This window comes from Mesorhizobium calcicola, from assembly GCF_042682105.1.
In the GTDB taxonomy this organism is placed as follows: Bacteria; Pseudomonadota; Alphaproteobacteria; order Rhizobiales; family Rhizobiaceae; genus Mesorhizobium; species Mesorhizobium calcicola.
The window spans coordinates 150846-176392 of the sequence record NZ_JBHUGY010000003.1 but is presented as its reverse complement, the minus strand read 5'-3'; the positions used below and the strand labels follow the sequence as shown (position 1 = coordinate 176392).

The following is a 25547-nucleotide window of genomic DNA, read 5'->3' as shown; positions in this document are numbered from 1 at the left end:
TCGGATTCGCCCGTCTGTCAGCGAGAATGTTCCCGGCAAGCCCTCAAAGGCCTATTATCACGTACAATCTCCTCTATTGACGAGGCAGTTTGCGAATATTCGCGATTTGTGTCATAAAAGAGTGGAAAAGAGAACCAACACCATGCTCCATTCCATTCCCGCCGACGTGCTCAAATATGTTAGAGACGCCAGTGGCATGAGCCAGGCAGCTCTCGCACGTGGGATGGGCACTGTTCCAAGCGTGCTCTCCAAATTGGAGAAAGCAGACGAGGTCGAGCCGGAAATCGCCGAACGTTACCTGGCCGCAATCGGCACCCAGACCGCAGCCGAGGTGAGCGAACACTATGCGCGAAACTGGTTGCGCGCAAAGCCACCGTCCTTCCTGCATCCCGACCGAGAGGCGCTTTGGACTATCGATAGGGCCGCCCGAGATCTCCTCGCCTTCCAGGGGGAAATGACGGACCCGATCCTGCGCGGACCGATCGATCTGCTTCGGAATGAACTTCAGATAACGGAAGCCTATCTAGACCGTCGTGACCACATTATGGCATGGGTAGGGGACATCGGCGTCGGAAAGACCATGGCGCTCACCTATGCTGTTGGGCTCCTGGTCGGCGATGGCCGCAGCGGACGCCGGCCTGCATTCCCGGTAGGGCCTGGACGCACTACGGTCTGCGAAACAGCCATACGTGTCGCACCTACATTTGGTGTTCTCGTCGATACCGTCACGGAGGAGGAGGTTGTTCGACTGACGAAACAATTCGTCGCCAGTCTCGCGCCTGGTGCGAGTGGCGGCGGGCTATCAGCCGAACTAGGCCGTCTGATCCGCAATATGGCTGGCATGAAACCGGTCAGTCACATGGAAAACGATGAGGCGATCACTAAGGACCCAATCGTTGACCTTCTGAAAGAGGGCCTCGGCATCGACGAGGTTACCGATCGAATTGTGGTTGGAATGAATCTGGCCGCTCGAAAGGAACGTCAGATCATTCTTCCAGAGGGGCGAGAGGATGGCCTGCTTTGGGTGTCAAATCTGGTATCGGCGATCAATAACGGTGCGGAGCCGCGCTTCAGTATCCCTCGACGCATCACCGTCCTCATGCCGTCGAACAATCTTAGTGCTGATGGTCAGACGCTATCCGTCATCGATACTCGCGGCGTCGAAGGCGTAACGCAGCGCCCTGATATCACCATGTACGCAGAGGATTCTCGGACTCTCCTGGTACTCTGCACCAAATTTGCAGATGCCCCGAATACGACCGTCCAACGCCATCTTCAAGAATCGCAAGACGCGGCATCCGATGCGGCTGAGCGCCATCGGCAGTGCATCCTTGTCTTGCCGCGCGGCGACGAAGCACTTGAGATGCCGGGCCTTGACGGCCCTGTAATCTCCCGTCAGCAGGGCTACAGCCTTCGGCGCAAGGAGATTGAGCAGGCTCTGGCCAATGCCGGCCTACCGCCGACGCCGGTTTACTTCTTTGATGCAAAAAACGACGACGCCGGCAAGGTCTGGACGGCTCTTCGCGGTCAAATCGCCCGCATGCGGGCTGCTTATGCCTCTCGAGGCGTGATTGCGGCGGACGGCGTTCGAAACTTGATCGAGAATGTCGATGTCGTTCGCACAACCGAAGCACGTCGGGAAATCGAGCAGGATCTGGCGCGCGTCCTGCACGCGGTTGGCGACCTTCCAGAAACGGTGCGCCCCGCCTACCAGAACCTCATCGACCAGCTTGCGATTGGCCATCACAGTTCAATTGCTGCTTCCATCTACCGTCGCGGTGATTGGGAGAATTTCCAGGTTGATCACATCTTGGGTACCGGGGTCCGGGTCGATGCCAATTTGCGTTCGCAAGCTCTTGTGCAACGTATCGAGCACAAGCTGATGGATCTCGAAAGCAAGTATGAAGATCTTGAAGCGATCGGCCAGAATCTGAGGGCACTTCGTGCACGGCTAGGTGAGAGCCGACAGGAGTTTCTGGCGGCTGCGCGCACCATCGGCCGCGACGCCTATGGTGAACTGTTGTCGGACGCGGATATCTGGACTCAGACGGCGGAGCGCTACGGTCAAGGGGCCGGCTACAAACGCGACATCACGGCCGCATGGCGCAACTGGTTCGAAACAACCGAGGGCGTGCACCAGACGGCCTCAAAGGTTAGCGAGCGCCTTCAAGATGCCTGGAGCGTATGGGTGCTCGAACCCCTCATGCGCGCGACAAGAGTTCAGCCTGTCGGCGAGCCTGGCGGAGACTAGCTGCCCAACTTCATACAGTTATCCAGTGCAGATCCCCCGAAGAAATTCACTTTAGTTGACGCCGTCACCCGATGATTCATCGAAGAGCAGCTGTTTACGGCCATCGACGGGCTCACCGCCAAGGATGTGGCGCTTCACAAGTTCATGCACGCGCCTCACATATTCGACCTTGTCCTTGGACAACGGGCCCTTTTCAGCGTGGTGCGTGACGGTGCGTGCCTTGTTGACTTTGCCGATCCATCGGACAAGCGTCGCCTTTGCACCTTTGCCGTAGAAATTGTAGCGATCCTTGAAAAGCTCCCAATTGCTGTCATGAAGCACAATGCCGAGATAGTCGATCAGGTACAGATAGCGCCAACGCTCGTGCTCGCCATTGTCATTGTTATAGTTCTTGTCGGCTTCAATCCGGATTGCCTTTGGCACGCCGGATAGCCACCACGCATCTTTCTCCTCGCCATACTTGGCCTTCAGCGTGGTCAGGACATCGTCGAAGAGAATCTGGTTGATCTCATCGATCATGATGCGTGCCTGCCGGGTCCCTTCGGCATCCTGGTTCTCCAGGTAGCGTTTGACCTCGGGGAGATCGAATGACGGATTAGCGGTATGGATGATCGCCATCATCTGCAGGGCGTTTTGATCGACACTGGCAAGCGAGCTGCCGCGGTTGCGAAAGCGGGCGACGTCGGACGGCGATGCGTCATGGAAATAGTTGACTACATGTTGCGCCAGCGGTCTGACGAGCTCAACGATATCGTCGCCTTCCAGCGACACCACCCGCGTTCCGTCGCGCTCGATGAAGACGATGAGCTTGCGAAGAAGAACAAGCAATGCCCTCAGTCCCAGGTTTGTGCACAGATAGCCGCCCTTGGCATCGCCCAGTGCCCAGTGTTCCGGCACGCCGTCAGCAAAAATGGCGAAATAGCCTGATAACGTGGAGGTCGCCTTTTTCATCATGGCAGCCGAGTCATCTGACAACGTACCCAACGGACCCGGGATCAGCCTGAAACTACCCTTCTTGCCACCCGACTTGTGAACCGATCCGAGGAGACTGTTGCCCTCGATGCCATCCGCGAGAGAGGTGAGGGTCAGACACTGGAAATTGTCCTTCTTCTGACCGACTGTGAGTATGCGGTCCCGGACCGGTGACTGCTTTTCCTCGTCCAGCTTCAGCACGATGCGCGCGCACATCGCATCCAGCCGTTTGCGGGGGTCCTCGTCGTCGATGTTGAGCGACGAGATGATTTCATTCACCAGATTGCGCTGAACCTTGACCTGCTGCGTATTGATGTCGACGAACATCTCTATTTCCTGCCGGACCGGCAGGTTCTGGTAAGCCAGAACGGAGACGACGGACCGGTCCTCATCGGCATCGCGGCCTGCATACGCATAGCCATAGAGCCGATGCTGCCCATCGATGACCCATGCGGACCCATATTGTCCGGGAAGATCGAGAGTGCCAGTCGCGGTATCTCCGAACGTTTCCTGGATGTTGAAATTCAGGCCATCGAGCTTAACGTTGACGACGATGTTGGTTGGGAACGTGCCGCCGCGATCGAGATAGGCGCCGATTGATCGGAGCCGCGTAGGCTTCACCATGCGCTGGTACGTCTCGAGGTCCTCGTTGGAAGTCGCTCCCATATGGCTGATGTAGGCTATGCGCAACAGGTCGTGGGGCGACATAAGGAAACTGTAGAAGGTCGTGTTACCAACCTTGCCACGAGTTGCGGGGACGCGCGTACGCAAACCCTCAACTTTCTCGCCCTTCAAATAACGACCGAGAAATTGGTATCGCGCTGCCGATTTCAGAATACTGGTTAGCTTGAAAAAATACGCGACGTCGGCCTCTGTGATAATCGGTACGCCCCCTGCCGCGGCACGTTGCCGATCGGCAGCGCGGATGTCGACGTTTCGTGTTGCGATCGCGATTTTGACTTTCAGCTTGGGATCTCGGCCAAACGTCGAATGCACCGCGGTGACCACGTCTTCCCTGATCGCTCCAATTTTGTCGAGCAACTGCTTTACGGACTTGGTCGCAGTGTCCTGTGCATGCGTGCATTCGACGACGAAAACCGTCTCATCGTCCTTTGCGAAAACATCGAGCTGCCGCCGTGAGCCATCCTTCGCCACGATGTAAAAACTTCGGTCAGGGTTTAGCGCCTTGAAGGGCGATGTCACGGTAACTGCTTGTCAGGTATCGCGGCGATAGACGCACTGGCATGAACGCGTCTGCCATCAACTACAAGCGCCATCGTTTCCCGCCTGAGGTCATCGCCCATGCGGTGTGGCTCTATTTTCGGTTTCCGCTGAGCCTGCGCTTGGTCGAGGAAATGCTGCTGGCGCGCGGCATTGTCGTTTCCTACGAGACGATCCGCCGGTGGGGAAAGAAATTCGGGCCCGACTACGCGCGTCGCCTTCACCGCAAGCAGCCCAGCCGGAACGACATCTGGCACCTGGACGAGGTGGTCATCACCATCGCCGGCAGACAGCACTGGTTGTGGCGGGCGGTCGATCAGGACGGCTGTGTAATTGATGAGATCGTCCAGAACCGGCGCAACACCAAGGCGGCAAAGCGATTGCTGATCCGGCTCCTCAGAAAGCAGGGTCTCACGCCGAAGCGGATGGTCACCGACAAGCTGCGTTCCTACGGCGCCGCACGCCGCCAGATCATGCCGAACGTCGAACATCCGCGCCGAGAATTCGCATGTGCCGTTGCGAAAGCGGGAGCGCATGATGCAGGGGTTCCGATCACCGGGATCGCTGCAACGTTTCGTCTCGATCTTCTCTGCCCTCAGAAATCTCTTCGTCCCACCTCGCATCAAACGCTCGGCAGCTGCCATTCACCTCCACCGCCTCCAGGCCATGGCGGCGTGGAAGACCATGACCGGAACGCTCGCCTGAATTCTGCAGCAGCGGCCTTAATCCGATCTATCTCAGATAACGTGACAAGCCCATCTCAGGTGCTTTCCAGCCACGCCGTCGCGGTGAGCTCGATCCGCATCCCCGGGGAAAGCAGTTCCTTGACGACGACGGTGGCGCGGCAAGGCCAGGGCTCGCGGAAGAATTCGCGCCAGACGGCGTTCATGCCCGCTGCGTCGCCGCCGTCAACCAGGAAGACCTCGGCGCGCAGGACATCGGCTAGCGTTCCACCGGCGGCGGTGATGGCGGTACGCAGGTTCTCGAGCGTTCTACGGGTCTGAACGGTGATGTCGCCTTCGACGATCTTGCCCGTGGTGGGGTCCTTGGGGATCTGGGCCGTCAGAACGAATGGACCGCGTCGCACTGTCCCCGAAACGGGGGCCGAAGAGGCTGCGATGCCAGTATCGACGACTTCAAACATTCTCAATATCCTGTGGGGTTGACAATCAGGGTGCGCAGAATGCGCGTCAGTGGTTCTGATCGCCGTCAGCCGAAGGGCATATCTTCACCTGAAGACGAATAGCCGTTCGTTGACACGCGAAATCCTTGGCCGCCCCGCTGTCGAGGCGACCTAGGTTGCTCGAATGTGCTGGAATTAATTCCTTTTGTTCTAGGAACACTGCCACAGTAGAAATTATCTGTCTACCGGGCGATGTCACGGTAACTGCTTGTCAGGTATCGCAGCGATAGACGCACTGGGGCTTGTCACGTTATCTGAGATAGATCGGATTAAGGCCGCTGCTGCAGAATTCAGGCGAGCGTTCCGGTCATGGTCTTCCACGCCGCCATGGCCTGGAGGCGGTGGAGGTGAATGGCAGCTGCCGAGCGTTTGATGCGAGGTGGGACGAAGAGATTTCTGAGGGCAGAGAAGATCGAGACGAAACGTTGCAGCGATCCCGGTGATCGGAACCCCTGCATCATGCGCTCCCGCTTTCGCAACGGCACATGCGAATTCTCGGCGCGGATGTTCGACGTTCGGCATGATCTGGCGGCGTGCGGCGCCGTAGGAACGCAGCTTGTCGGTGACCATCCGCTTCGGCGTGAGACCCTGCTTTCTGAGGAGCCGGATCAGCAATCGCTTTGCCGCCTTGGTGTTGCGCCGGTTCTGGACGATCTCATCAATTACACAGCCGTCCTGATCGACCGCCCGCCACAACCAGTGCTGTCTGCCGGCGATGGTGATGACCAGGCGAGTGGCGCGGGGGAGTTGCACCCCCGCGCTCTCTCAGAACCGGACGTGATACTCTCGCATCATCCGGCTCCCATTGTCCGGCCGTATCCATGCAGCAGAGGCCAATGGGCGAACAGCCGAGGTTGGCGTTGCGCGATGCGCAGAAGCCAATGTCGGGATCTCCGCTTGTGCCCCCGCAAGGACTTGTACTTTCCCGAAGCCCATCGAGCCAAGTATCGTTCGATGTTCCAAAGGGTGGGTTGGAGAGCCGAAGGACAGAACCGTCCATAATAGTTGATCCAGCCGCGAATGTACGAGTTGAACATCCGCGCCAGATCATCAAGAGCCTTGTCACTGCGCAGATGCAGGGACCAACTACGAATAGTGCCCCGGATCGCTTTGAGCGCCGTCGGACTGGCCGCAGGACCGAATGAAACACCCATGCCCCCGGCCCTCTTGCTCACCAGTCTCGGCCTGAACGTGTAGCCGAGAAAGTCGAACTTGTGGACCGTGTGAGTACCTCGCCGACTTTCATCCCTGCAGTAGACAATTTTAGTCTTGTCAGGATGAAGCGTCAGCCCGCAGTCAGTAAGACGCGCGTCCAAGGCTCGCCGAAGCGCCATCGCCTGGTCCTCGGTCCGGCAATGACAGATCGCGTCGTCAGCATAGCGTTCAAACGGAATGTCCGGGAAATTCCGACACATCCACATGTCAAACGCGTAGTGAAGAAAGAGGTTTGCCAAGAGGGGGCTGATCACCCCGCCCTGTGGCGTTCCTCGTTCTCTGGCGACGAGACTTCCGTCCGGCATCTGCACTGGCGCTTCCAGCCATCGCTCGATGTAGAGAAGCGCCCACGGGCAATCGGTGTGCTTGCGCACAGCCCGCATCAGCAGGTCCGGTTCGATGCTATCGAAGAAGGTCTTGATATCAAGATCAAGAACCCAGTCGTAACGCCAGCATCGCCGTCGCGCCACGCCGATCGCATCGAGCGCCGATTTGCCGGGCCGATATCCATAGGAATCCGGATGGAATTTAGGCTCCACCGTTGGTTCCAGACGGCGTTTGACCACCATCTGCGCAATGCGATCGGCGACCGTGGGTATGCCCAGCGGACGCGTCTTCCCATCGCTCTTGGGTATGTCGACCCGCCGCACCGGCGGCGGAAAGTAGCTGCCCGACGCCAGCCGATTCCAGAGCTTGTACAGGTTGTTCGTAAGATCAGCCTCAAAGTCCGCAATCGTCTGGCCGTCAATACCAGCCGCTCCTTGGTTGGCTCTAACCCTCTTATATGCTTCCCACACCTCTCTTTTCGGGATCGTATACGACTTTGCTCTATCCACGAGGATCCTCCCGTCGCCGGTTGTCCTCGCTCCAGAGCTGAACAACGCATCCCCTTCGCTCCAGCCCCATTACAGGACCTTCAGCACTACTACGGGCTGCTCCGCCCCTGTGCCCCGCTTCGGTAATCTCACCCTCGCAGGGGCCGCCTGCTTGGGTTTCTCCCTTGACATCGGGGCGACAGGTTCCCGCGTTCCACACGAAAGCCTGGTTAAGAGTCACGCCGCCTTCATGCCGGATGTCGCCTGGGCAGAAATCAGGTCGCCCCCCAGACTCGTCCCGGGCTAACGAATTCCTCCCGGTTTCGACATCATCTTGCACTTTTCGACACGTCATCAGCGGTTCGCTTGCGCTCGTCTCTCTAAACCTCACCTGACGGACTAAAGCCCGCCTTTTCTGCAACGCTCACCACCACGGCTCTTTACCGTCGCAGCTTGCAGTGGTTTGAAGCCTACCCCTGACGGTCGGCTTCGAGGGGCCTTACCCTCATCTTCCGTGCAGCTCGGCTCCCACATTACTGCGGGCGCCTCGCGGCACACCCTCGTCCAGGTGCCAGATGTCGTTCCGGCTGGGCTGCTTGCGGTGAAGGCGACGCGCGTAGTCGGGCCCGAATTTCTTTCCCCACCGGCGGATCGTCTCGTAGGAAACGACAATGCCGCGCGCCAGCAGCATTTCCTCGACCAAGCGCAGGCTCAGCGGAAACCGAAAATAGAGCCACACCGCATGGGCGATGACCTCAGGCGGGAAACGATGGCGCTTGTAGTTGATGGCAGACGCGTTCATGCCAGTGCGTCTATCGCCGCGATACCTGACAAGCAGTTACCGTGACATCGCCCTTGGAGCACAAGGTTAGGATCACTCTCGATCATTGGAATAAGATCAATGGTCGGTTTCTCAGCATTGCCCTCAACTATGCAGCCAAGTGGAAATCAGAACTTGGTCGTTGTGGGCTTATGGCGGAATCGTAATGACCCAGCACTCCGCCAGCAAGCTCAGGAACCCACCATGCATGCACGGTTCACATATTTGACAGACAGAACGGCTCGATCCCGTTATTCGGGCGCTAACCGCACAATGTTCGCGCCAGGGCCAGTATCTGCGGCCCGGTGATCGGCTCGTTAGCCGAGCTCTCACCGATTGGATGCGACGCAAAACGCGCGACCACCATTTCTGCTTTGGGCGCAATGTGCAGTCGCTGGCCCTGTAGTCCTCGAGCTTCGAAACTGTCCACTTCGTTGTTTGTCACCCACCATTGACTGCGGTACGACAACTCACGCGGGTGGCTCACGTCGGACTTCGAATAGCCGCCACTTCGTATGTCGTGTACGGCCGTTGCTGGTATCAATTGCTTTCCATTCCAATCACCTTCTCGTCTTATCAGTTCGCCAAAACGGGCGAGGTCGCGCAACGTGCACGACAACCCGGCACCAGAGACTGTCATTCCGGCGGGGTCAACGAAAAGGTAGCCATCCTCCTCGCAGCCAATCGGCCTCCAGATGCGCTCCTCAAGGATTTGCGCGAAGGATTGACCGGTTACACGCGCCATTACCCAGGACATCACCTCGGTATCTACGATCTTGTAGGCGAACGCTTCGCCGTGTCCACCCTCGCAAGACATAGTGCGCAAGTAGTCGGAAATCGTGCGGGGCCCATCCAAATCTTTGGTCCGGGGACGCCAACCGCAAGCCCGGGAAAATTCCCAAATGCCCGAGTACGGATCGTCGTAATCGACAGTGAAAGACACGCCACTCCGCATATCCATGACCTGGCGAAAAGTTGCGTCCTCGAACGCGGTTCCGCGCAGCTCAGGTAGATAATACCCCACTGTTTTTGTCTCTTCGAGTGTACCCTCCTGAACGAGTGTAGCCGCAAGCGTTCCCGCATATGACTTGGTGACTGAGTGGCAAGCATGCGGCAGATGCCGCTCAAGCGCGCCAAAGTAGCGTTCGTAGACTATCCGGCCCCGGTGCATGACGATGATCCCGTCCGTGTAAGTCTCATAGAGCGCCTCGTCAAATCGACGCTCACATCCATCCAGGTCGGTGAACTCGAGAGAGTCGATTTCCGGTGCTTTGTCTTCGCTTTCGAAATGTGATCCTCCTCCACGCCCTCTCCACACGTTCACCGTCGGCAACAGTTCGCGCATGTGAGAGAGCGACCATCTGAGCTGCGGAAACTCTAGAAAATTGTCACTCTCAAACGTAACGCGCTTCTCAACTGGTGGCGGCGATCCACACATCCACCCCTGTTCTGAAGGGTCGGATGTCCGGCCGTCCAGATAGCAGCGTCCTTTGAATTCGCGCGTGTTGGCAGACTGCGTCTTGACCGGCGTTGCTGGATTAAACATGTCGATACCTCTCATATCCTACATCGTCGTCCCGCAGCAATCCCGAGGCCCGAAATGCTCGAGCGTGGTTGGGATCTTATTGAAGCTGTTTGTCTCCTGGCTGATGTGGCCGGTGAGGATGCGGTGGCTCATAAACCCTCTTCTGAAAATTGCGCGGATGCCGCAGGTTTGAAGACAGTCATTGGTAGCGTGATGGAGCGAACAGTTCGAGCCAATCTGCATTGGTTGCCGCAATGTAGACAACAAAGCCTGGCGCAGTTTGAAATGAAACTCCGTGCCAGAGCTAAGCGACGTGATCCCGATTCCAGGGGCATCATCCGCCGGCCCATGCCGGGGGACGTTCATAGCGCGAATGCCGTAGCCGATTTTAACGGATCTATTCACTCACAAGACGCGAGGGCGATGTCACGGTAACTGCTTGTCAGGTATCGCGGCGATAGACGCACTGGCATGAACGCGTCTGCCATCAACTACAAGCGCCATCGTTTCCCGCCTGAGGTCATCGCCCATGCGGTGTGGCTCTATTTTCGGTTTCCGCTGGGCCTGCGCTTGGTCGAGGAAATGCTGCTGGCGCGCGGCATTGTCGTTTCCTACGAGACGATCCGCCGGTGGGGAAAGAAATTCGGGCCCGACTACGCGCGTCGCCTTCACCGCAAGCAGCCCAGCCGGAACGACATCTGGCACCTGGACGAGGTGGTCATCACCATCGCCGGCAGACAGCACTGGTTGTGGCGGGCGGTCGATCAGGACGGCTGTGTAATTGATGAGATCGTCCTGTCGATGGCGGTTGAGAACCGCGTATAGATGGCGCCGAGAGGGAATTGATGCGGAATTCGGCTCGGAGTGGTGCTGAATGACGCTGATGATCTGATTTGGTTGGGGATGAGAGCGCGGGATGCGCCGACAGGAGCCCGGAGGGCGACTGAGGCGCATCCCGCGCTGCGTCCGCGCATGCTACATGTGCGGAGCGCCGCAATCAGACATCGACCCACTACCACGTAAACTCGATGTCCTATCCCAACGGCCCGTGTGAGGGGACTTGCAGGTCCCCGGGCACTGATGCCGACTGGTTCACGGTATGCGCCAGCATAATGGCATTGGCGCATTCCGTCGAGCTTTTCCCCGCAATCCCGACGGCGTTCCGAGAGGTTCGCCGCCGCAATGCAAACCGGTCGTTTCTTTCTCTGCGCACGGTGCCGCTCACAGGTCTTGCTTTGCCGGCATTGCGATCGGGGTCAGCGCTTCTGTGGTTCTGACTGCGCCCATGAAGCCCGCCGTGACAGTCTGCGTGCGGCGGGGCTGCGCTACCAGAACACCCGCCGGGGCCGCTTTGCCCACGCCGACCGCTCCCGCCGATATCGCCAGCGCTGCAAAAACAACGTGACGCATCAGTCTGCACCTTGTCTGCCGGATGGTTCACGACTGAACGCGCCCCTGATCGACGGCACCGTCGCACTGGACGACGTCACCGCTGAAGCGGTGCCATCGATCCCTCCGGCTCCGTGCTGCCGGCGCTGCAGTTGTCGGCTGCCGCCGTTCTTTCGCGGCGGCTTCGTGCGTCGCCGAGGGGCCTATGTCCGTCAACACGACTATGGAGACCCAACCGATGACCATATCCGCCGAGAAGGAAGCGATGATCCTGCGCCTGTACCACGTTGAGAGGTGGCGCTGTGGAACGATCGCAACGCAATTGCATTGCCACCATACGACGGTCTTCCGGGTTCTGAAGGAGGCCGGTCTGCCCCGCCACAGGCCGGTGATACGTCCCGCCGAGGTCGACCAGTATCTGCCGTTCGTCCAGCGGACGCTTGAGACATATCCAGACCTGACCGCCAGCCGCCTGTACGGGATGGTGCAGGAGCGCGGCTACAAGGGCTCGTCCTCCCACTTCCGGCATATGATCGCGCTCCACCGTCCGCGCAAGGCTGCGGAAGCGTTCCTGCGTCTGCGCACCCTGCCGGGCGAGCAAGGCCAGGTCGACTGGGCGCATTTTGGTCACATCGAAATCGGCAAGGCTCGCCGCCCGCTGATGGCCTTCGTCATGGTGTTGTCCTACTCGCGCGACATCTATCTGCGCTTCTTTCTTGATGCCCGCATGGAAAACTTCCTGCGCGGCCACGCCGGTGCGTTCAACGCCTGGAATGGTTTGCCCAGGGTGCTGCTCTATGACAACCTTAAGAGCGCTGTGCTTGAGCGTCACGGCGATGCCATCCGGTTCCATCCGACACTTCTGGCCTTCGCGGGCCATTATCGCTTCGAGCCCCGTCCCGTCGCCGTGGCGCGGGGCAACGAAAAGGGCCGCGTCGAGCGCGCCATTCGCCACATCCGGGAAGCCTTCTTCATCGCCCGCAAGTTCAAGGACCTCGACGATCTGAATGCCCAGGCCGAACAATGGTGCCGCAACCAGGCCGCCGACCGGCCATGCCCCGAGGACCGGACGATGACGGTTCGTCAGGTGTTTGCGCAGGAGCAGCCCATGCTTCTGCCATTGCCCACCAACCCGTACCCCATCGAGGAGCAGATCGCCGCGAAGGTCGGAAAGACACCCTATGTCCGCTTCGACCTGAACGATTACTCGGTTCCCCATACTCATGTCCGGCGCACGCTCACCGTGCGCGCCGATCTCGCCCAGGTCCGGATATTCGATGCCGCCACGATGATCGCCAGCCACCGCCGCAGCTACGACCGGGGCCAGCAGATCGAAGACCCCCGGCACCTCAAGGCGCTCGTCGCCGTCAAGCGCGAAGCGCGCCAGCATCGGGGCCTCAACAGTTTGACGCGCGCCGTGCCGGCCTGCCAGAAACTGATGATCCACGCCGCCGAGCGCGGCGCCAATATCGGCGCGATCACCAATGCCATGCTCAAACTGCTCGACCTCTACGGCGCCACCGAACTCCAGGCCGCCGTCGAAGATGCCTTGCAGGCCGCGGCCTCTCATTCGAGATCGGTTCACGTCGCGCTCGAACGCCGCCGGATCGCGCGTGGCGCTCCACCGCCGGTCGAAACAAGGCTGCCGGAGCATGTCCGCAAAAAGGATACGGTCGTACAGCCCCACAAGCTCGACCGTTACGATCAACTCACTTCCGCAGGCAACGACGATGAATAATCCCGGCATCCTGTTCAACCGCGCCAGGGCGCTGCGCCTCAATGGCCTGATCGCCCACTGGGACGAAATCGCCGACGCGCCGTGGCTGGCCGCCGTGCTTCAATGGGAGGAAGAAGAGCGCTCCGACCGCTCATTGCGGCGACGCATGCGCGCCGCCAGGCTTGGCCACTTCAGGCAACTGGCCGATTACGACTGGAAATGGCCGCGTCGTATCGATCGCGCCGCCATCGAGGAACTGATGACGCTGTCCTTCGTCAAGGAGGCCGCCAACATCGTCCTTATCGGCCCTAACGGCGTCGGCAAGTCCACGCTCGCTCTTAACGTCGCCTACCAGGCGCTGGTCGCCGGCCATTCGGTCCTCTTCCGCACCGCCAGCGAAATGCTCGGCGAGCTCGCCGCCATCGACAGCGATTCCATGCTCCGCCGAAAGCTGCAGTACTATGCGGCGCCCGATATCCTGGTCATCGACGAGGTCGGATATCTCTCCTATTCCAACCGTCATGCCGATCTGCTGTTCGATCTCATCAGCCGCCGATACGAGAAACGCTCGACCATCGTCACCACCAACAAGCCCTTCGCGCAATGGTCGGAGGTCTTCCCCAATGCCGCCTGCGTCGTCAGTCTGGTCGATCGCCTTTTGCACCATTGTGAGGTCATTCCCATCGAAGGCGATTCTTACCGCTTCAAGGAAGCCTCCGAGCGCTCGAAGGCGCAGCGTCAACAACGCACCAGCCACCCCGCTGACGAAAAGGAGCCTGCAGCATGACCGGAAATCCTCATCAGCCGTCCGGTCTCGGGCGTGGAATCCAGTTCATCGTCAATGCCGAATGGACACCCGAGCAAGCAGCCGCCGTCTTCGAACTCCTCGACGATCTGCGAGACTGCATCTGGAGCCGTTACGCTCCCCACATCCAGCAGTTTGTCCGTCACCAACAAGCCCCTGACGATCAGCACCCTTCCAGCGACGAGCAGACACGGCAAAAGCCCCATCCTCTCGATCCCTCCTGGTAAAAAATACAAAGCGGCCCCATCGGGCCGCTTTCTCCTCCACAATCCTCGGCACCATTTGTCCGCGCTTTCTCGCAGCCGTTAACACGTCCAGAACCGGCGCAACACCAAGGCGGCAAAGCGATTGCTGATCCGGCTCCTCAGAAAGCAGGGTCTCACGCCGAAGCGGATGGTCACCGACAAGCTGCGTTCCTACGGCGCCGCACGCCGCCAGATCATGCCGAACGTCGAACATCCGCGCCGAGAATTCGCATGTGCCGTTGCGAAAGCGGGAGCGCATGATGCAGGGGTTCCGATCACCGGGATCGCTGCAACGTTTCGTCTCGATCTTCTCCGCCCTCAGAAATCTCTTCGTCCCACCTCGCATCAAACGCTCGGCAGCTGCCATTCACCTCCACCGCCTCCAGGCCATGGCGGCGTGGAAGACCATGACCGGAACGCTCGCCTGAATTCTGCAGCAGCGGCCTTAATCCGATCTATCTCAGATAACGTGACAAGCCCCCATCACCAGATGCACGTCCGGCCCCTTGGGCATCTCGGCGTCAATCCGCTTCAAGAAGTCGAGGAATTCGGTAGCCCGGTGACGTTTGTAGCAATGGCCGATCACGGCGCCAGTCGCAACGTCGAGCGCCGCAAACAGGGATGTCGTGCCGTTTCGGACGTAGGTATGGGTGCGCCGTTCGGCGACACCTGGCGCCATGGGCAGAACCGGCTGCTCGCGATCCAGTGCCTGGATTTGCGATTTCTCATCCACGCATAGCACGACTGCCCGGTCTGGTGGCGACATGTAAAGGCCGACTATGTCCTGCACCTTGTCGACGAACAGCGGATCGGTGGACAGCTTGAATGTCTCCGAGCGATGTGGCTGCAAACCAAAAGCAGTCCATATCCGACGGATGGTGGTGTGCGACAGCCCGCTATCGGCTGCCATGGAGCGAATAGACCAGTGCGTGGCATCCTTGGGAGTGGTGTTCAACGTACGTTCGATGACCTCAGCTACCTGCGCGTCAGAGACGGTTCGTGGCCGACCTGCGCGATATTCGTCCGTCAGCCCGTCAATGCCATCCTGCACGAACCGGCGGCGCCATTTGCCAACCGTATGCTCGTGGACGCCGAGGCGTTCGGCAACATCCTTGCTCTGCAGGCCCTGCGCGCACAGCAAAACCATCCGGCATCGATCTGATAACGAGCGGGGCGCTTTATGCCGGCGCACCTGACACTCAAGAAAATTACGATCCTCGTCGCTCAGAACGACGAGGCCTGCTTGCCTGCCGACCATCAATCAAACTCCTGCCGTTGCAACAGAAGCACAACAAAATGATGCCTACTTTAGTTCCGGGTGACTAGCTTAACCTCGTGTCCGAAAAACCGGCAGCAGGCCATGCAATGACCGCGCCTCTCAGCGAATTCTAAAGAACCTTCAGCATCCCGGAAACAAGATCATTGCAGAGATTTCTTGAAAATTTAACCCAACGAACGCGCATTCTAGGAGATCATAGTCCCACGTTTACAGTGGGTGCCGCTCAATTATCAGTTCCGGCTGAGAAAAGGAAGCTTCTCATGCACATCCTAGAAACCCCGCGCCTAATCCTAAGGCCGCCGTCGCATAGCGACGAGCTTCTTCTACATGGACTTCATAGTGATCCGTTTGTGGTAAATGCCATCAGAGATGGAGTCTATCCGACGATAGAGCAGTCGAAAGGCGAGCTGCTCCAGTTCATCAATCATTGGCAGCAAAATCGTTTCGGCTTGTGGATGGTGTTCGTCAAAGACGAAGGCCAAGCCAGCAAATTCGCTGGATATTGTGGATTGATATGCGGCAGCACGTATCTTCCCGAAGATCCAAATAACGCGGAAATCGTAACCTGCCTACACCTTGCGTCCTCCGGAAAGGGGATCGCGGTCGAGGCCGGCAGGGCAGTAGTCCAATTTGCTTTCGAGACTCTAAAGCTTGAGAAAGTAACTTCGTTCGTTCGAGAAAAAAACACGCGTTCGCTTCTCAAGAATCTGAAGATCGGATTCTTCTACGTCGAAGACGTATTTTTTAAGACTGGCACGAGGCGACGTTTAGAAATTTCTCCAATTACGGCCGTCAATGCCGATAACTTACTCGTTTATGATTATATAGATCCAGAAACGTAATTACCCACCCTTTCGATGCGGCACGGTGCGTCGTCACTCGTCGTCGATGTCCGGGTACTGCGGGGGAGCCTTGCCGATCTTGCTGACGATCCTCGGGTAATTGGCATCGGGCTGCGCCTGCCCTGTTCCAATAAGTTCAACGCGGAAGCGCCACTCGTCACCGTAGTCGTACAAGAAGGTCATTGCCGAGCCCACCTTCTGAAAGGCTGTGCTGACGCGCGTGCCCTTCACGCTGCGAGAGCCGCTCCCCTCTATGTCGGCGAAGAGTTCGAACCGCAGGGGCGAGTCGAACAGCTTTCCCGTCAGCTTTGAATAGAAGCCGTAGGCGTGGTCCAAGTCGAAGCCAAATGCCGCTACGATGGCTTCGGCCAGATCCGCCAGCGTGCTCGAACTCGACACCTCGATGTCCCGACAAAGCCGTGCCCGAAGAGAGGCTCGGAAGATCAAGGTCGCGGGCTCAGTCATCGCAGATTTCAGGCGCTGACGGTTTGAAGGATGATTTTGAAGGGGTTCGTGCCTGGCGCGAGACGAGCCGTGTCGACGACGGTTCGAATGTCGGCTTCGCCCTGGGCGGCCCACATGGCGCGATAGCCGTTGGTGATCTTCCGTTGAACGACGGCGGGTCTCAGCGCCCGTTCGCAGGCGTTGTTCGTCGCGTCGACCATTCCTGGCCATTGGGCAAAGGTCAAAAGTTGATTACGAGCTCGCCTGAACTTGTTTTGGATGTCGCGGGCCAGATCGCACGACGTTGTGGTGGCGAAGATATCGTCCAGACTTCGCTCCAGGGCGCGACGCTTGCCGGCGATGGTCGAGGCGGCGAAGGTTTCGATACCGTCGGCTAGGGCGAAGGCCCTTTGCAGCCAACGCTTGAGCCGTGAGGGCAGCATGTCCTCACTTGCCTCGTCCGCATAGGCGACGTCGCGGGCGAGATGCGCCAGGCAGGTCTGATGCGCATTTGCGTGACCTTGTTGTGCGGCATAGCGATCGGAACACCAGACGTCGGGCCGATGGCCGTCCATCAGGGTCCGGACCACGACAGCGCCGCGCGTTGGCGCCGCTTGATGAACAACCGCTTCGGCGCAGCGAAACACCCAGTGGTAGGCGTTGCTTCCTTCGATCCGCACGCCGGTCTCATCGGAGGCGATGACCTTGGCCCGGCGCAACGCCGCGACGGCCTTGTCGCACTCGGCCGCGAACGCGCCCTGCGCACGGCGCAACATGTTCATCAGTCCGCCCTGGCTAATGTTGAGACCGAAAAGGTTCGCGAACGCGCCCTGCAGCCGCTCGTAGGACAGGGCCTGGAACGTCTTGAGATAGGTCGCTACGGCGTGCACGCGTGGCCCGAACGGCGTCCCCTTCGCCGCATCTGGCACAGCCGCGACGACCAGCGTGCCGCAGGACGGGCAACGGACTGCCAGGCGCCGATGGCGCTCAATCAAAGGCCTGATCGCGGGAAGCTCAATCTTGTCGTGCTCGCTGACGGTTTCGGCAGCAAGATCGCTCGACAGGCTGGCGCGGCAGCAAAGACATTGGTCGGGATGATGATCGATGATGCGATCGGCATCCTCACTCATGGCGCGGCTGTGACCTTTATGACCCGCCTTGGCGCCGCCAGGCTTTGCCCTGTCCCGACGCGCCTTGCGATCGCTCGAAGGTGGCTTGGACGACGTGCGCGATGTCTTCTCTGGCCGCTGTATCCGCAGCACCAGATCGATCAACTCTTCCTTCGTCAGACGCTGCAAATCAGTGCGATCCATATCCACATAGATTCAGGGATTCTTGCCCCTGACAAGGGCGTGAGTAATTACGCCAGCACCGGCAGATGGATCAGATAGAGCGCATACGAAATGTCTCCCAGGCGGCGCAGGCCCCGCCCTGGCCAGTTCACAGAACCATTCCGCAAGGTCGCCCTTGTCACGATCCACCCGCACGTCAGCGCCAGTGCGGCAGTTGCCACGCCATGTGTCGCCGGCGGCAAGATCGCCAGCATGAAGGCCCAGACCGTCATCCAGAACGCCGTTTCCATGTTGCCGATCGCCAGCAGGTTTTCCGCCAACCATGGCCATGCGCTTGTGCCCATGGTTGCTCCGATCGCCAGCCCGACCGCGATTGCATCGATGCGGAACGTCCAAAGCGTCCCGCCCCATGGCCGCAGCGTGAACGCCCCGACCACGAGAACGAGTCCGGCTAGAGCAGTTTCTGGATAATCACGGTTAGGCATCGTAGCCGGCGTGGGCGAACAGGTTTTCGCATTCTTTGGGGTGGAAACGATCGATGGCGACGGCCACGGCGTCCCATAATTCCGGGATGGACCGGGCTGCTGCCTTTCGCAGTAAAGCCTTCAGCTTGGCGAAGGCCATCTCAATGGGGTTAAAGTCCGGGGAGTAGGGCGGAAGATAGCGAAGGGAAGCCCCCGCAGCCTCGATGATTTCGCGGACACCGACCACTTTATGAGCAGGCAGGTTGTCCATCACGACGACATCGTCGGGTTGAAGCGTCGGCACGAGGACGCGGCGCAAGTAGACCAGGAATGCTTCGCCATCCATGGCGCCGTCCAGGAGCCAGGGCGCGACGATCCCGTCGAGGCGCAGGCCGGCCGTGAAGGTCGTGGATTTCCAGTGCCCATGAGGAACAGCCGCCCGGCAACGCTGTCCACGCGCAGAGCGGCCTCGTAGCCGGGCCATCTTGGTATTGAGGCCACTTTCGTCGATGAAGATCAGGCGGCTCGGATCGAGATCGAGTTGGCCTTCGAACCACTCTTCCCGCGCTGCCAAAACATCCGGTCGCTGCTGTTCGGCCGCGTGCGCTGTCTTTTTTTGTACGTGATGCCACGCTTTGCGAAGAACGCATGGACCGTCGTCAGGCTGGCTTTGACCCCGCGCTCTGCCGCAAGGCGATCGACGATCTCGGCAAGCGTGATGTCCCGCTCATCGGTCTCGACCAAGGCGAGAATGAAAGTCTCGTGCGCGTCCAGCTTCGATACCTTCGGCTTGCCCTGCCGCCCAGGTTCCAGATTGCCGCTCGAACGCCAGGCCCGATACCATGCACCAGACGTCGATATCCCGATCGCAAACCGCCGTGCCGCTTCTCGGGTCGACAGGCCTGCCTCTATCGCCTCGATAACACGCGTCCGCAAATCCAGGCTGTAAGCTCGTGCCATGCCGCTGCTCCTTCCGCAAATCACTTCGATCAGGGAATCAGAACAAGCCGTTCACTGCAAACAAACGACTCCGATTAAGGGAAAACCGCTCTAGCGCGACGAGCGCCCGCCGCGGTAGCAAAAACACCAGGAGCGGAGCCAGTAGATAAAATTGCATTTCGGCGGCGATCGACCAGAATGGCCCAAACGCAAAGGCGTTCCCGCATCCTGTGGCGCCCCCGAAACAAGGCGCCCAATGCGCATTCGAGATGAAGGCGAATGCCGCCTTCGCGTCTGCAGGCTCAACGCCGCTTCCCGGCAGGATCAACCCGATCGAGAGGATGGCGCCGACGCACCAGGCCAGCGGCACGATCCGCATAGCACGCCTGACATAGAAGGCGAAGGCCGCTTCGAGCGCTCCCCGCTCGCGGCGCAGGCTTCGCAATGAGCGTTCCACCACCAGGCCGGAAATCACAAAGAACAGGTCGACCCCGACGCCCCATGCCGGCGCAAACAGCAGAGCCGCGGCCGTCCCGCCTTCTCCGAAGACCGGCCCGACATGCGACAGCACCACCAGCCCGATCGCAAGGCCTCGCAATTCATCCAGCCCCGATAGCCGGGCTTCTTGTCTCATCCGAATATCACGCTCGACAATCATCACAACATTGATTTAATCATAGGGTATAAAAGCGAGGCAAGGAATGCATGGACGCCTGACATTTATCGCAGTCGCGGCTGCCCTTAAATTGGCGCCCGACGCTTCGGCTCAGTCGCTCACGCATGATCCGAACGCCTGGCGCGCCGTCGCCTACGCCGATCTCGAGCTCCCGAACTCGGAGGCTGTGCCCTACGCCTCCCTATGGGCCGACCGACTGAAGAAGAACAACGACGCCTACGCGGCCAAAGGCGATACGCGCTTTGCGGTCGCCAACGCGCCGGCTTCCGAGAGTCACATCGTCGTTCGCAGCCCGACCAAAACCGTCGTCCTCTCGGTCCTGCACACGCTCACCGGCTGCTCGCCGATCCGCACCGATCCTGTCGGCAATGCCACGCTGAAACGATGCCCCATGCGCTTGGCGATCTACCAGAACGGCCGATCAACGGTCGCTGACGCTGGCTCCGGCTGTTTCATCGAATATGGCGCGCAACCGAACAACGTCCGCCCCGACCTCGCTCGGAATGGTGCGATGGGTGCATATGATGTTCAGGCCAAAAGCATTCGCGCCGGCATCGTATTCCAAGGTGAAATCGCCCCGGAATGCCAATTCCGGGTCCCTGTCCCGCAACCCTAGGGGAAGTCGCGATGCCCGGTGTGTTTCCGGCAACCTCGATACTCGGAAGGAGCGCAACCATGATCGACATGGAAAACCTGACCTTATTCAGTACACCAGCCTGCCACCGGCCATCGCCAGCGCCAGCGGATCAAGGCTTCCCTCACGACCCGCGATGCGCGGCCTTGACCGGGGCTCCTGGCGGCGGCCACGGCGGTGTCAGGAGGTTTACCATGTCCACGCTTGCCGCCCTCGCGATTATCCCCATGTCTGCCATCTCCGCACACGCATGGGAGCCTCTAGGCTACCAGTCGCTCACGACCACAGACGCGCAGCCGGCCATACAGACCGCATGGTCCGATATCATCGCCTCGAATGCCGCCTATTGGCGTGACGAGCTGCACAGAACCATTCCGGCCGGGCAGATACCGCCACTCGATATCCTGTCAAAGCCCATCAAAGTCAGATCGCATACCTTCATCGTCTCGATCGCCTCGACCCGCGAATGCGAGACTGGCGCAAACAACGCCAGCTCTTCCATAGAGCCTGACCTATGCGAGGCGCGCATCATTGATCCAGACAGCGGCAAAATCGTTGCACGCGCGGAAGCCTGCTACGTCGATCTGTCCGATGACGATAGACCCCAGGCCAATCGTAACGATCGAACCGAAATCGACGTCCAAGCGAACGCCAAAGAGATCCATTTTCGTTCATTCGTCGGCGGCAAGGAGTGGTCTCGATGCACAACCAGCGCCAAGCTTCCATGAGGCGCATTCCTATGTATCGTCTCTATTCCAAACTCAGCAGCGTCCTTGCGGCCGGCCTTCTAGTCTGCAATTCGGTGACGGCAGCATATGCCGGCGCACAATATTGCGAGCGCACCGACTACTCCGCACAGGACATCACAGATGCCGTGAAGAATTCGTCCCTGCACGACGAGCTGAAAACCACATCGTGCAGCCTTGGTGGCCTCGGTCGCTTCGAATCCGGCGGCAACAAAGGCGTCTACAATGGCTCTTGCTGCACCGGCATTTTCCAGCTGAACAACACCAACATCAAAAACTACGCAGGCATGTCGCGTTCCGAGTTTGGCTGCCAATCCCTCCAGTTTCAGGTCGACACCTGGGCCAAGCTTACAAACGACGGCTATAACTCCGCGCCCGTCAAGCAGCTCATCCAGATGGGGACCTTCGACGGTCAGAAGGTCGATGGCTCATTTATTGCGGCTTGTATTCAATTGGGGACTGGCAATTGCCAGCAGATGGTTCGCTCAGGCCGCTGTAGCGGATTCTCCGATATCAACGGGACAACGATCTGCGATATGGCGAAGAACGCACGCTCCATGGCCGACGCCAGCTGCCAAGAAGGTGACACGGCCGCGTGCCTGGGGCCGGGGGATTTCAATACAGGAGGCGACACAAAACTCGCCTCTGCCGCTCCAGGCCCGACCGGCAACGATATCAATGTCGCCTCTGGTCAGGTGTAACCCCATCTTCCCGTTGAAGGCCACGCCGTCGGCCCGCCGCCTTCAATGGGAGAGATTTCGCGACGAGAGCTTTCCAAATCCCCGTTTCAGATGGCTCGCCAGCTCCTGGCGCACATCATCAGGCCATTGCTCCATCACAACGCAGTTCACTTCGGCCGCAACCAGCGACCAGTACAGCAGATCCGCGTATCGTCCTTCGAACAGAGCCGCCACGATGAACTGTCCGATCACCAACGTGATCGCCTCGGGCTTGCCTTTCTTCCGCAGAAATTCCGAAACCTCTTCCACCCATGGTTTCGGGTGGCAATCGACGAACGCTGCCGCCTCCCTATAAAGCGCGTCGTCTCCTGCGACTTGCCAGATATTCGCTTGCATCGTGGACCCTTCAGCAAAATAATGCCATTGCATCGACGCTGGCGGATTTCCTGAAGCGAGTCAAAGAAATATAAAATATATTTTCTGCCTATCGTAGCAAATGAATCTACGCTGGTAGTTTAGCAGCTTCTACTTTTCTTGTATGCTACTGGCTTGTCCTGCGTCCCTTTTTGGCCGGAGGCAGCCGCTTCTTCTCGGAGGTTGCCCCAGCGGGGCTGACTGCCTCTTTCAAAGAAGGTACACCACTGAACTCCGTCATCGAGCGCTTCACAGCACGCGTGGCCTCGATATGCCGGGCAATCTCGTTGAAGTTGAAGCCGAACGTCTCGATGTCCCGCTTCACGCTGTCGTCGTCACCAGTCCGACCAACGAGCGTCCACACCGGCACCTTCAGATGCCGTGCCAGCCGCTCCAGGGTGACGAATGTCGGGTTCCCCTTCCCCGTCCGCAACTGGTAGAGCGTGCCGCGCGATAGCCCCGTAGCGTCGGCAAAACTCGCATAGTCCGGGTACTCGTTCTCGATTTGGCGAAGTCGCAGCGCGAGCAGGATCGAAAGCCAACCATCGCTGTCTTCTGTCTTGTTTTTAAATATCGGCACGGTTGCACTCCTGCTTATCGGTCGGAATATGACGGCCATTTTTTGTAAAATGTCTAGTGCTCAGGCTGTTAGCCGAAACGATGACTCATTGGCCTATTAAAGTGTCGCGCATCGTCCCCATACTCCCGCAAAGTGACGGCGTATAGCTTTTGGCCGCCGCTAAAATCATTCCAAACACGATAGCATTTCGATCTGCATGCCCCTGTTGAAAATGAATAATTAAATGATCATCCGGGACAACCCTGTTCTCTGGCCCCGCGGCAGGCAGGCCCTGCAATTGTTGCCCCATACCATTTTGAATGACCTGGTTCAGGTCGACCATAAGCGAAACCTCGACGCCGCTGTTTTCAAGAGCGTGGATGATTTCCCGGCTATGTAACGATATCAGGCGGCTGCGCAGCTCACGATTCGCCATTTGCCGACTACGCTTAAAACGGACCGCAAGGCTTGGCCCCGCGGAGTCGGCGAGGGATCCAATCTCTCTCCCTGTTCGAACTGGAAAAGGCGACAGGTAATCCGCCGCAGTCTGAAGCCGGTACCGCCAAAAGCGGCACCATGCCGCCCGCCGTCGAAGGACGCTTGACCCACGAGGGGCCATCCTATCTCCATTGATCATTATAATGACGCCCGATCTGTGATATTATAATGATCAACATCGAAATAGTAGGTTCTCTCTCATGTTCATGAGGTTCGCGTTCGCAATTTTCGCCGGCGGCGTGCTCGCTTTCTTCGCTCTGCCCGATCAGGAAGCCGGCCTTCGCATGCTCAGCTTTTCCACTGCTTTCTTGATCCTGTCCCTCGCCGCCGTCTGTGTCATCGCGTTTCTGACGCGCAAACTCGGACGTTATCGTCTTCCCTCCTCGTTACAGCTGTCGCGCTGTGATGACGATCTTCCTTTACATGACGCTGCAAAGCCCGATCGCTCCCCTTGGTCGACATCCGGCGTCAACCCCAAGGATCCGAACCTCATCTGGCAGTACCGCCTCAACGATCGGCGCCTTGGCCGCTTCAAACTCTAACAGTCCCAACGCGCCAGCAACCGCTCAATCATGCGCACAGACCGTCCGCCTGTTTCATCAGGTCTGCGATCTGCCTGATACGGTAACGCAAATGATTAGACGCCTTTGCGCAAGGCGACGTCCCGAGTTCCAATGGCCTCAGCAGAATGTACAGTATGATCCAACGCGCCGGGGACCGGTTATCGATTTGCAGGCGGATTTGCAGGCGGATTCGAAGACTGACCAGCCTGGTTAGATGCGTTTCGGATATCGCGGAGGATGATGGCATTCGGATCGGGCACGTCGGCAAACTGCCACAGGCCAAGGTGCTGCTTTTTAGCGACCTCCTGCGCGACGATATAGGGAGCATGGACCGGAGCGCCGTTCGGAGTGACAGCCGCGAACGCCCAGCCGGTCGAGATCAGCGCCGTGCCGAGATCGATGCGAGAACCGGCCGCGGATCCTGAAGTAGGCTGCGCGACGCAAACGACGAAGCGCGTTTTGGTCGCGGCCTGCCAGGCGGCCGTGTAGCATTGAGGTTTGAGATCCCGAATGAGAGAGACGAGCATTGCAAGGCTTGCCTCCCCGCAATCGACATGCCCCCCTGCCGTATTTGTGAAATATGTGCCTCGCAGGCAGGCTTGAACGCCGTAGAGACGGTGGGTTTCACCGGCATAGGTCCAGCTGTCGCCGGTGCTGAACGATGCTGTGGCGGGGATCGGAAACCAGGGATTGGATTTGTCCTCGGCCAGTGCCGGAACACTGGCGAGGACGGCCGCGAGAATGCCGGCGGCGGCGAAGCCAGGTTTCATTATTGATACCTGCTCAGATTGAACCAGAACCGTTGTTTGCCGTCGGTCGTCGTGAGATCGAGATAGTTTGGCTCCGTCCTCTGCTCGCGCCGCGTCACGGCCGATGTTGGACGCGCACCGTAACCCGAACCTCTCGGGTTCGTGCCCCAAGAGGCATTCGTTGCATTCCGCGCAGCACAGCGAGCGCCGTTACTGTCGGGCTTGTAGACAGTTTGTGAGCGAGAGCTGTTGTCGCTCCCGCTTGATTCCGTCTCGGGCGAGACGGCGATCGTGCCGTCTGGGCAGGGTTTGAATTTCTCATATCCGATACGACCGGAACTGCCGGCCTCGGGGCACTGGGGCCAGGGCTCCCCATGCGCGACCATACGGAAAGCGCGCTCGACCGGAGGCACACATTCCCCGACGCTCGCCCAACCCTGCGGGTTGAGGATGCACAGCAAGACCTTGCAGCCGAAATCATCAGCATGGGCCGGCGCCGGGGATAGAGCCGCCAAGGTCGGCAAAAACGCCACAACGGGAAGAACCTTGCTCATTTTCATTGTGTCTGCCTCAATTTCGCGATTGCAGTTCATCGATTCATTGTATTAAT

General features: G+C 59.0%; 25 protein-coding genes and 6 pseudogenes. 13 read left to right on the top strand and 18 right to left on the bottom strand.

Features of this window, described 5'->3' with window-relative positions; genetic code table 11:
* Positions 1-142: 142 nt before the first annotated feature.
* Positions 143-2251, top strand: a complete 2109-nt coding sequence (locus ACFSQT_RS02065) for a helix-turn-helix domain-containing protein (RefSeq protein WP_379016789.1) — start codon at positions 143-145, stop codon at positions 2249-2251.
* Positions 2252-2302: 51 nt separating this feature from the next.
* Here ACFSQT_RS02065 and ACFSQT_RS02060 read toward each other — a convergent pair whose 3' ends face one another.
* The gene (locus ACFSQT_RS02060) at positions 2303-4426 is read right to left on the bottom strand and encodes a DGQHR domain-containing protein (protein WP_379016788.1); all 2124 of its coding nucleotides are present in this window, start codon (positions 4424-4426) and stop codon (positions 2303-2305) included.
* Positions 4427-4467: 41 nt separating this feature from the next.
* Here ACFSQT_RS02060 and ACFSQT_RS02055 point away from each other — a divergent pair.
* Positions 4468-5149: pseudogene (locus tag ACFSQT_RS02055) on the top strand (IS6 family transposase).
* 55 nt (positions 5150-5204) lie between these two features.
* Here the strand turns inward: ACFSQT_RS02055 and ACFSQT_RS02050 are convergent.
* The 5 genes and pseudogenes from ACFSQT_RS02050 to ACFSQT_RS02030 all read right to left on the bottom strand — a co-directional run bounded on the left by ACFSQT_RS02050 (position 5205) and on the right by ACFSQT_RS02030 (position 10038).
* Complete coding sequence (locus ACFSQT_RS02050) at positions 5205-5588, bottom strand: RidA family protein (protein WP_379016786.1); 384 nt, start codon at positions 5586-5588, stop codon at positions 5205-5207.
* Positions 5589-5917: 329 nt separating this feature from the next.
* A pseudogene (locus ACFSQT_RS02045) lies at positions 5918-6356 on the bottom strand (IS6 family transposase); the annotation flags it as partial.
* A 62-nt stretch (positions 6357-6418) separates the two neighbouring features.
* Positions 6419-7678, bottom strand: coding sequence for a group II intron reverse transcriptase/maturase (gene ltrA, locus ACFSQT_RS02040; RefSeq protein ID WP_379016682.1), 1260 nt, complete (start codon positions 7676-7678; stop codon positions 6419-6421).
* Between the two features lie 532 nt (positions 7679-8210).
* Positions 8211-8459: pseudogene (locus ACFSQT_RS02035) on the bottom strand (IS6 family transposase); the annotation flags it as partial.
* A gap of 280 nt (positions 8460-8739) precedes the next feature.
* Complete coding sequence (locus ACFSQT_RS02030) at positions 8740-10038, bottom strand: serine hydrolase domain-containing protein (protein ID WP_379016784.1); 1299 nt, start codon at positions 10036-10038, stop codon at positions 8740-8742.
* Positions 10039-10077: 39 nt separating this feature from the next.
* On the opposite strand from ACFSQT_RS02030, the gene ACFSQT_RS02025 reads away from it, so the two are divergent.
* A complete protein-coding gene (locus ACFSQT_RS02025; RefSeq protein ID WP_379016783.1) occupies positions 10078-10437 on the top strand; it encodes a hypothetical protein in 360 nt (119 codons plus the stop codon).
* 36 nt (positions 10438-10473) lie between these two features.
* Positions 10474-10797: pseudogene (locus tag ACFSQT_RS02020) on the top strand (IS6 family transposase); the annotation flags it as partial.
* 426 nt (positions 10798-11223) lie between these two features.
* On the opposite strand, the gene ACFSQT_RS02015 reads toward ACFSQT_RS02020, so the two are convergent.
* A complete protein-coding gene (locus ACFSQT_RS02015) occupies positions 11224-11412 on the bottom strand; it encodes a hypothetical protein (RefSeq protein WP_095090369.1) in 189 nt (62 codons plus the stop codon).
* Between the two features lie 217 nt (positions 11413-11629).
* Between ACFSQT_RS02015 and istA the strand changes: the two genes are divergently transcribed.
* From istA to ACFSQT_RS01995, 4 genes and pseudogenes are all read left to right on the top strand, one after another.
* Positions 11630-13129, top strand: coding sequence for an IS21 family transposase (gene istA / locus ACFSQT_RS02010; protein ID WP_379016669.1), 1500 nt, complete (start codon positions 11630-11632; stop codon positions 13127-13129).
* Positions 13122-13895: an IS21-like element helper ATPase IstB gene (gene istB, locus ACFSQT_RS02005; protein WP_095090157.1), complete on the top strand. Its 774-nt coding sequence runs from the start codon at positions 13122-13124 to the stop codon at positions 13893-13895. Before istA ends, istB begins: the two co-directional genes overlap by 8 nt.
* A complete protein-coding gene (locus tag ACFSQT_RS02000; protein ID WP_379016670.1) occupies positions 13892-14140 on the top strand; it encodes a hypothetical protein in 249 nt (82 codons plus the stop codon). Before istB ends, ACFSQT_RS02000 begins: the two co-directional genes overlap by 4 nt.
* Positions 14141-14225: 85 nt before the next feature.
* Positions 14226-14586, top strand: a pseudogene (locus ACFSQT_RS01995) (DDE-type integrase/transposase/recombinase); the annotation flags it as partial.
* Between the two features lie 53 nt (positions 14587-14639).
* Here ACFSQT_RS01995 and ACFSQT_RS01990 read toward each other — a convergent pair.
* Positions 14640-15416: pseudogene (locus ACFSQT_RS01990) on the bottom strand (IS630 family transposase); the annotation flags it as partial.
* Positions 15417-15697: 281 nt separating this feature from the next.
* On the opposite strand from ACFSQT_RS01990, the gene ACFSQT_RS01985 reads away from it, so the two are divergent.
* On the top strand, positions 15698-16279 hold the full coding sequence (locus ACFSQT_RS01985) for a GNAT family N-acetyltransferase (protein ID WP_379016782.1): 582 nt from the start codon (positions 15698-15700) through the stop codon (positions 16277-16279).
* 33 nt (positions 16280-16312) lie between these two features.
* Here ACFSQT_RS01985 and ACFSQT_RS01980 read toward each other — a convergent pair whose 3' ends face one another.
* The 5 genes from ACFSQT_RS01980 to ACFSQT_RS01960 form a co-directional block, all read right to left on the bottom strand.
* Positions 16313-16744 carry an IS1096 element passenger TnpR family protein gene (locus ACFSQT_RS01980; protein ID WP_095090355.1) on the bottom strand — a complete coding sequence of 144 codons (432 nt, stop codon included), beginning with the start codon at positions 16742-16744 and terminating at the stop codon, positions 16313-16315.
* Between the two features lie 8 nt (positions 16745-16752).
* A complete protein-coding gene (tnpC, locus tag ACFSQT_RS01975) occupies positions 16753-18036 on the bottom strand; it encodes an IS66 family transposase (protein WP_379016781.1) in 1284 nt (427 codons plus the stop codon).
* A 47-nt stretch (positions 18037-18083) separates the two neighbouring features.
* Positions 18084-18452, bottom strand: a complete 369-nt coding sequence (locus tag ACFSQT_RS01970; protein WP_379016780.1) for a hypothetical protein — start codon at positions 18450-18452, stop codon at positions 18084-18086.
* A 40-nt stretch (positions 18453-18492) separates the two neighbouring features.
* Positions 18493-19439, bottom strand: a protein-coding gene (locus ACFSQT_RS01965) for an IS630 family transposase (protein ID WP_417568608.1) whose coding sequence is annotated in 2 segments (ribosomal slippage) — positions 18493-19095 and positions 19098-19439 — 945 coding nt in all. Because the reading frame shifts where the segments join, the coding sequence is not laid out codon by codon here.
* Between the two features lie 37 nt (positions 19440-19476).
* Complete coding sequence (locus tag ACFSQT_RS01960; protein ID WP_379016779.1) at positions 19477-20076, bottom strand: acyltransferase family protein; 600 nt, start codon at positions 20074-20076, stop codon at positions 19477-19479.
* A 43-nt stretch (positions 20077-20119) separates the two neighbouring features.
* Here ACFSQT_RS01960 and ACFSQT_RS01955 point away from each other — a divergent pair, with 43 nt between their 5' ends.
* From ACFSQT_RS01955 to ACFSQT_RS01945, 3 genes are read left to right on the top strand one after another with little or no spacing between them, the layout of a single operon-like run.
* Positions 20120-20710: a hypothetical protein gene (locus tag ACFSQT_RS01955; protein WP_379016777.1), complete on the top strand. Its 591-nt coding sequence runs from the start codon at positions 20120-20122 to the stop codon at positions 20708-20710.
* Positions 20711-20769: 59 nt separating this feature from the next.
* Positions 20770-21456: a hypothetical protein gene (locus ACFSQT_RS01950; protein WP_379016776.1), complete on the top strand. Its 687-nt coding sequence runs from the start codon at positions 20770-20772 to the stop codon at positions 21454-21456.
* Positions 21429-22175, top strand: coding sequence for a hypothetical protein (locus tag ACFSQT_RS01945; protein WP_379016775.1), 747 nt, complete (start codon positions 21429-21431; stop codon positions 22173-22175). The genes ACFSQT_RS01950 and ACFSQT_RS01945 overlap by 28 nt, the downstream gene beginning before the upstream one ends.
* A gap of 42 nt (positions 22176-22217) precedes the next feature.
* On the opposite strand, the gene ACFSQT_RS01940 is transcribed toward ACFSQT_RS01945, so the two are convergent.
* The 3 genes from ACFSQT_RS01940 to ACFSQT_RS01930 form a co-directional block, all read right to left on the bottom strand.
* On the bottom strand, positions 22218-22583 hold the full coding sequence (locus ACFSQT_RS01940; protein ID WP_379016773.1) for a hypothetical protein: 366 nt from the start codon (positions 22581-22583) through the stop codon (positions 22218-22220).
* Between the two features lie 112 nt (positions 22584-22695).
* Positions 22696-23148, bottom strand: a complete 453-nt coding sequence (locus ACFSQT_RS01935) for a helix-turn-helix domain-containing protein (protein ID WP_120018550.1) — start codon at positions 23146-23148, stop codon at positions 22696-22698.
* Between the two features lie 85 nt (positions 23149-23233).
* Positions 23234-23563 (bottom strand): hypothetical protein, encoded by a 330-nt coding sequence (locus tag ACFSQT_RS01930; RefSeq protein ID WP_379016772.1) that lies wholly within the window; start codon positions 23561-23563, stop codon positions 23234-23236.
* A 262-nt stretch (positions 23564-23825) separates the two neighbouring features.
* Here ACFSQT_RS01930 and ACFSQT_RS01925 point away from each other — a divergent pair, with 262 nt between their 5' ends.
* Positions 23826-24167, top strand: a complete 342-nt coding sequence (locus ACFSQT_RS01925) for a hypothetical protein (RefSeq protein WP_379016770.1) — start codon at positions 23826-23828, stop codon at positions 24165-24167.
* 179 nt (positions 24168-24346) lie between these two features.
* Here the strand turns inward: ACFSQT_RS01925 and ACFSQT_RS01920 are convergent, their stop codons facing one another.
* On the bottom strand, positions 24347-24958 hold the full coding sequence (locus ACFSQT_RS01920) for a thermonuclease family protein (protein ID WP_379016768.1): 612 nt from the start codon (positions 24956-24958) through the stop codon (positions 24347-24349).
* Positions 24958-25497, bottom strand: a complete 540-nt coding sequence (locus ACFSQT_RS01915) for a hypothetical protein (protein WP_379016767.1) — start codon at positions 25495-25497, stop codon at positions 24958-24960. The genes ACFSQT_RS01920 and ACFSQT_RS01915 overlap by 1 nt, the downstream gene beginning before the upstream one ends.
* Positions 25498-25547: the final 50 nt, after the last annotated feature.

Coding starts and splice junctions, on each gene's coding strand:
- ACFSQT_RS01945 (WP_379016775.1), top strand. CDS start 21,429: ATGCACAACCAGCGCCAAGCTTCCATGAGGCGCATTCCTATGTATCGT.
- ACFSQT_RS02050 (WP_379016786.1), bottom strand. CDS start 5,588: ATGTTTGAAGTCGTCGATACTGGCATCGCAGCCTCTTCGGCCCCCGTT.
- ACFSQT_RS01925 (WP_379016770.1), top strand. CDS start 23,826: ATGTTCATGAGGTTCGCGTTCGCAATTTTCGCCGGCGGCGTGCTCGCT.
- ACFSQT_RS02025 (WP_379016783.1), top strand. CDS start 10,078: ATGCTCGAGCGTGGTTGGGATCTTATTGAAGCTGTTTGTCTCCTGGCT.
- ACFSQT_RS02065 (WP_379016789.1), top strand. CDS start 143: ATGCTCCATTCCATTCCCGCCGACGTGCTCAAATATGTTAGAGACGCC.
- ACFSQT_RS01980 (WP_095090355.1), bottom strand. CDS start 16,744: ATGACTGAGCCCGCGACCTTGATCTTCCGAGCCTCTCTTCGGGCACGG.
- ACFSQT_RS01915 (WP_379016767.1), bottom strand. CDS start 25,497: ATGAAAATGAGCAAGGTTCTTCCCGTTGTGGCGTTTTTGCCGACCTTG.
- ACFSQT_RS02000 (WP_379016670.1), top strand. CDS start 13,892: ATGACCGGAAATCCTCATCAGCCGTCCGGTCTCGGGCGTGGAATCCAG.
- istA (WP_379016669.1), top strand. CDS start 11,630: ATGACCATATCCGCCGAGAAGGAAGCGATGATCCTGCGCCTGTACCAC.
- ACFSQT_RS01985 (WP_379016782.1), top strand. CDS start 15,698: ATGCACATCCTAGAAACCCCGCGCCTAATCCTAAGGCCGCCGTCGCAT.
- ACFSQT_RS02015 (WP_095090369.1), bottom strand. CDS start 11,412: ATGCGTCACGTTGTTTTTGCAGCGCTGGCGATATCGGCGGGAGCGGTC.
- istB (WP_095090157.1), top strand. CDS start 13,122: ATGAATAATCCCGGCATCCTGTTCAACCGCGCCAGGGCGCTGCGCCTC.
- tnpC (WP_379016781.1), bottom strand. CDS start 18,036: ATGGATCGCACTGATTTGCAGCGTCTGACGAAGGAAGAGTTGATCGAT.
- ACFSQT_RS01950 (WP_379016776.1), top strand. CDS start 20,770: ATGATCGACATGGAAAACCTGACCTTATTCAGTACACCAGCCTGCCAC.
- ACFSQT_RS01930 (WP_379016772.1), bottom strand. CDS start 23,563: ATGGCGAATCGTGAGCTGCGCAGCCGCCTGATATCGTTACATAGCCGG.
- ACFSQT_RS01920 (WP_379016768.1), bottom strand. CDS start 24,958: ATGAAACCTGGCTTCGCCGCCGCCGGCATTCTCGCGGCCGTCCTCGCC.
- ACFSQT_RS02030 (WP_379016784.1), bottom strand. CDS start 10,038: ATGAGAGGTATCGACATGTTTAATCCAGCAACGCCGGTCAAGACGCAG.
- ACFSQT_RS01960 (WP_379016779.1), bottom strand. CDS start 20,076: ATGATTGTCGAGCGTGATATTCGGATGAGACAAGAAGCCCGGCTATCG.
- ACFSQT_RS01955 (WP_379016777.1), top strand. CDS start 20,120: ATGCATGGACGCCTGACATTTATCGCAGTCGCGGCTGCCCTTAAATTG.
- ACFSQT_RS01940 (WP_379016773.1), bottom strand. CDS start 22,583: ATGCAATGGCATTATTTTGCTGAAGGGTCCACGATGCAAGCGAATATC.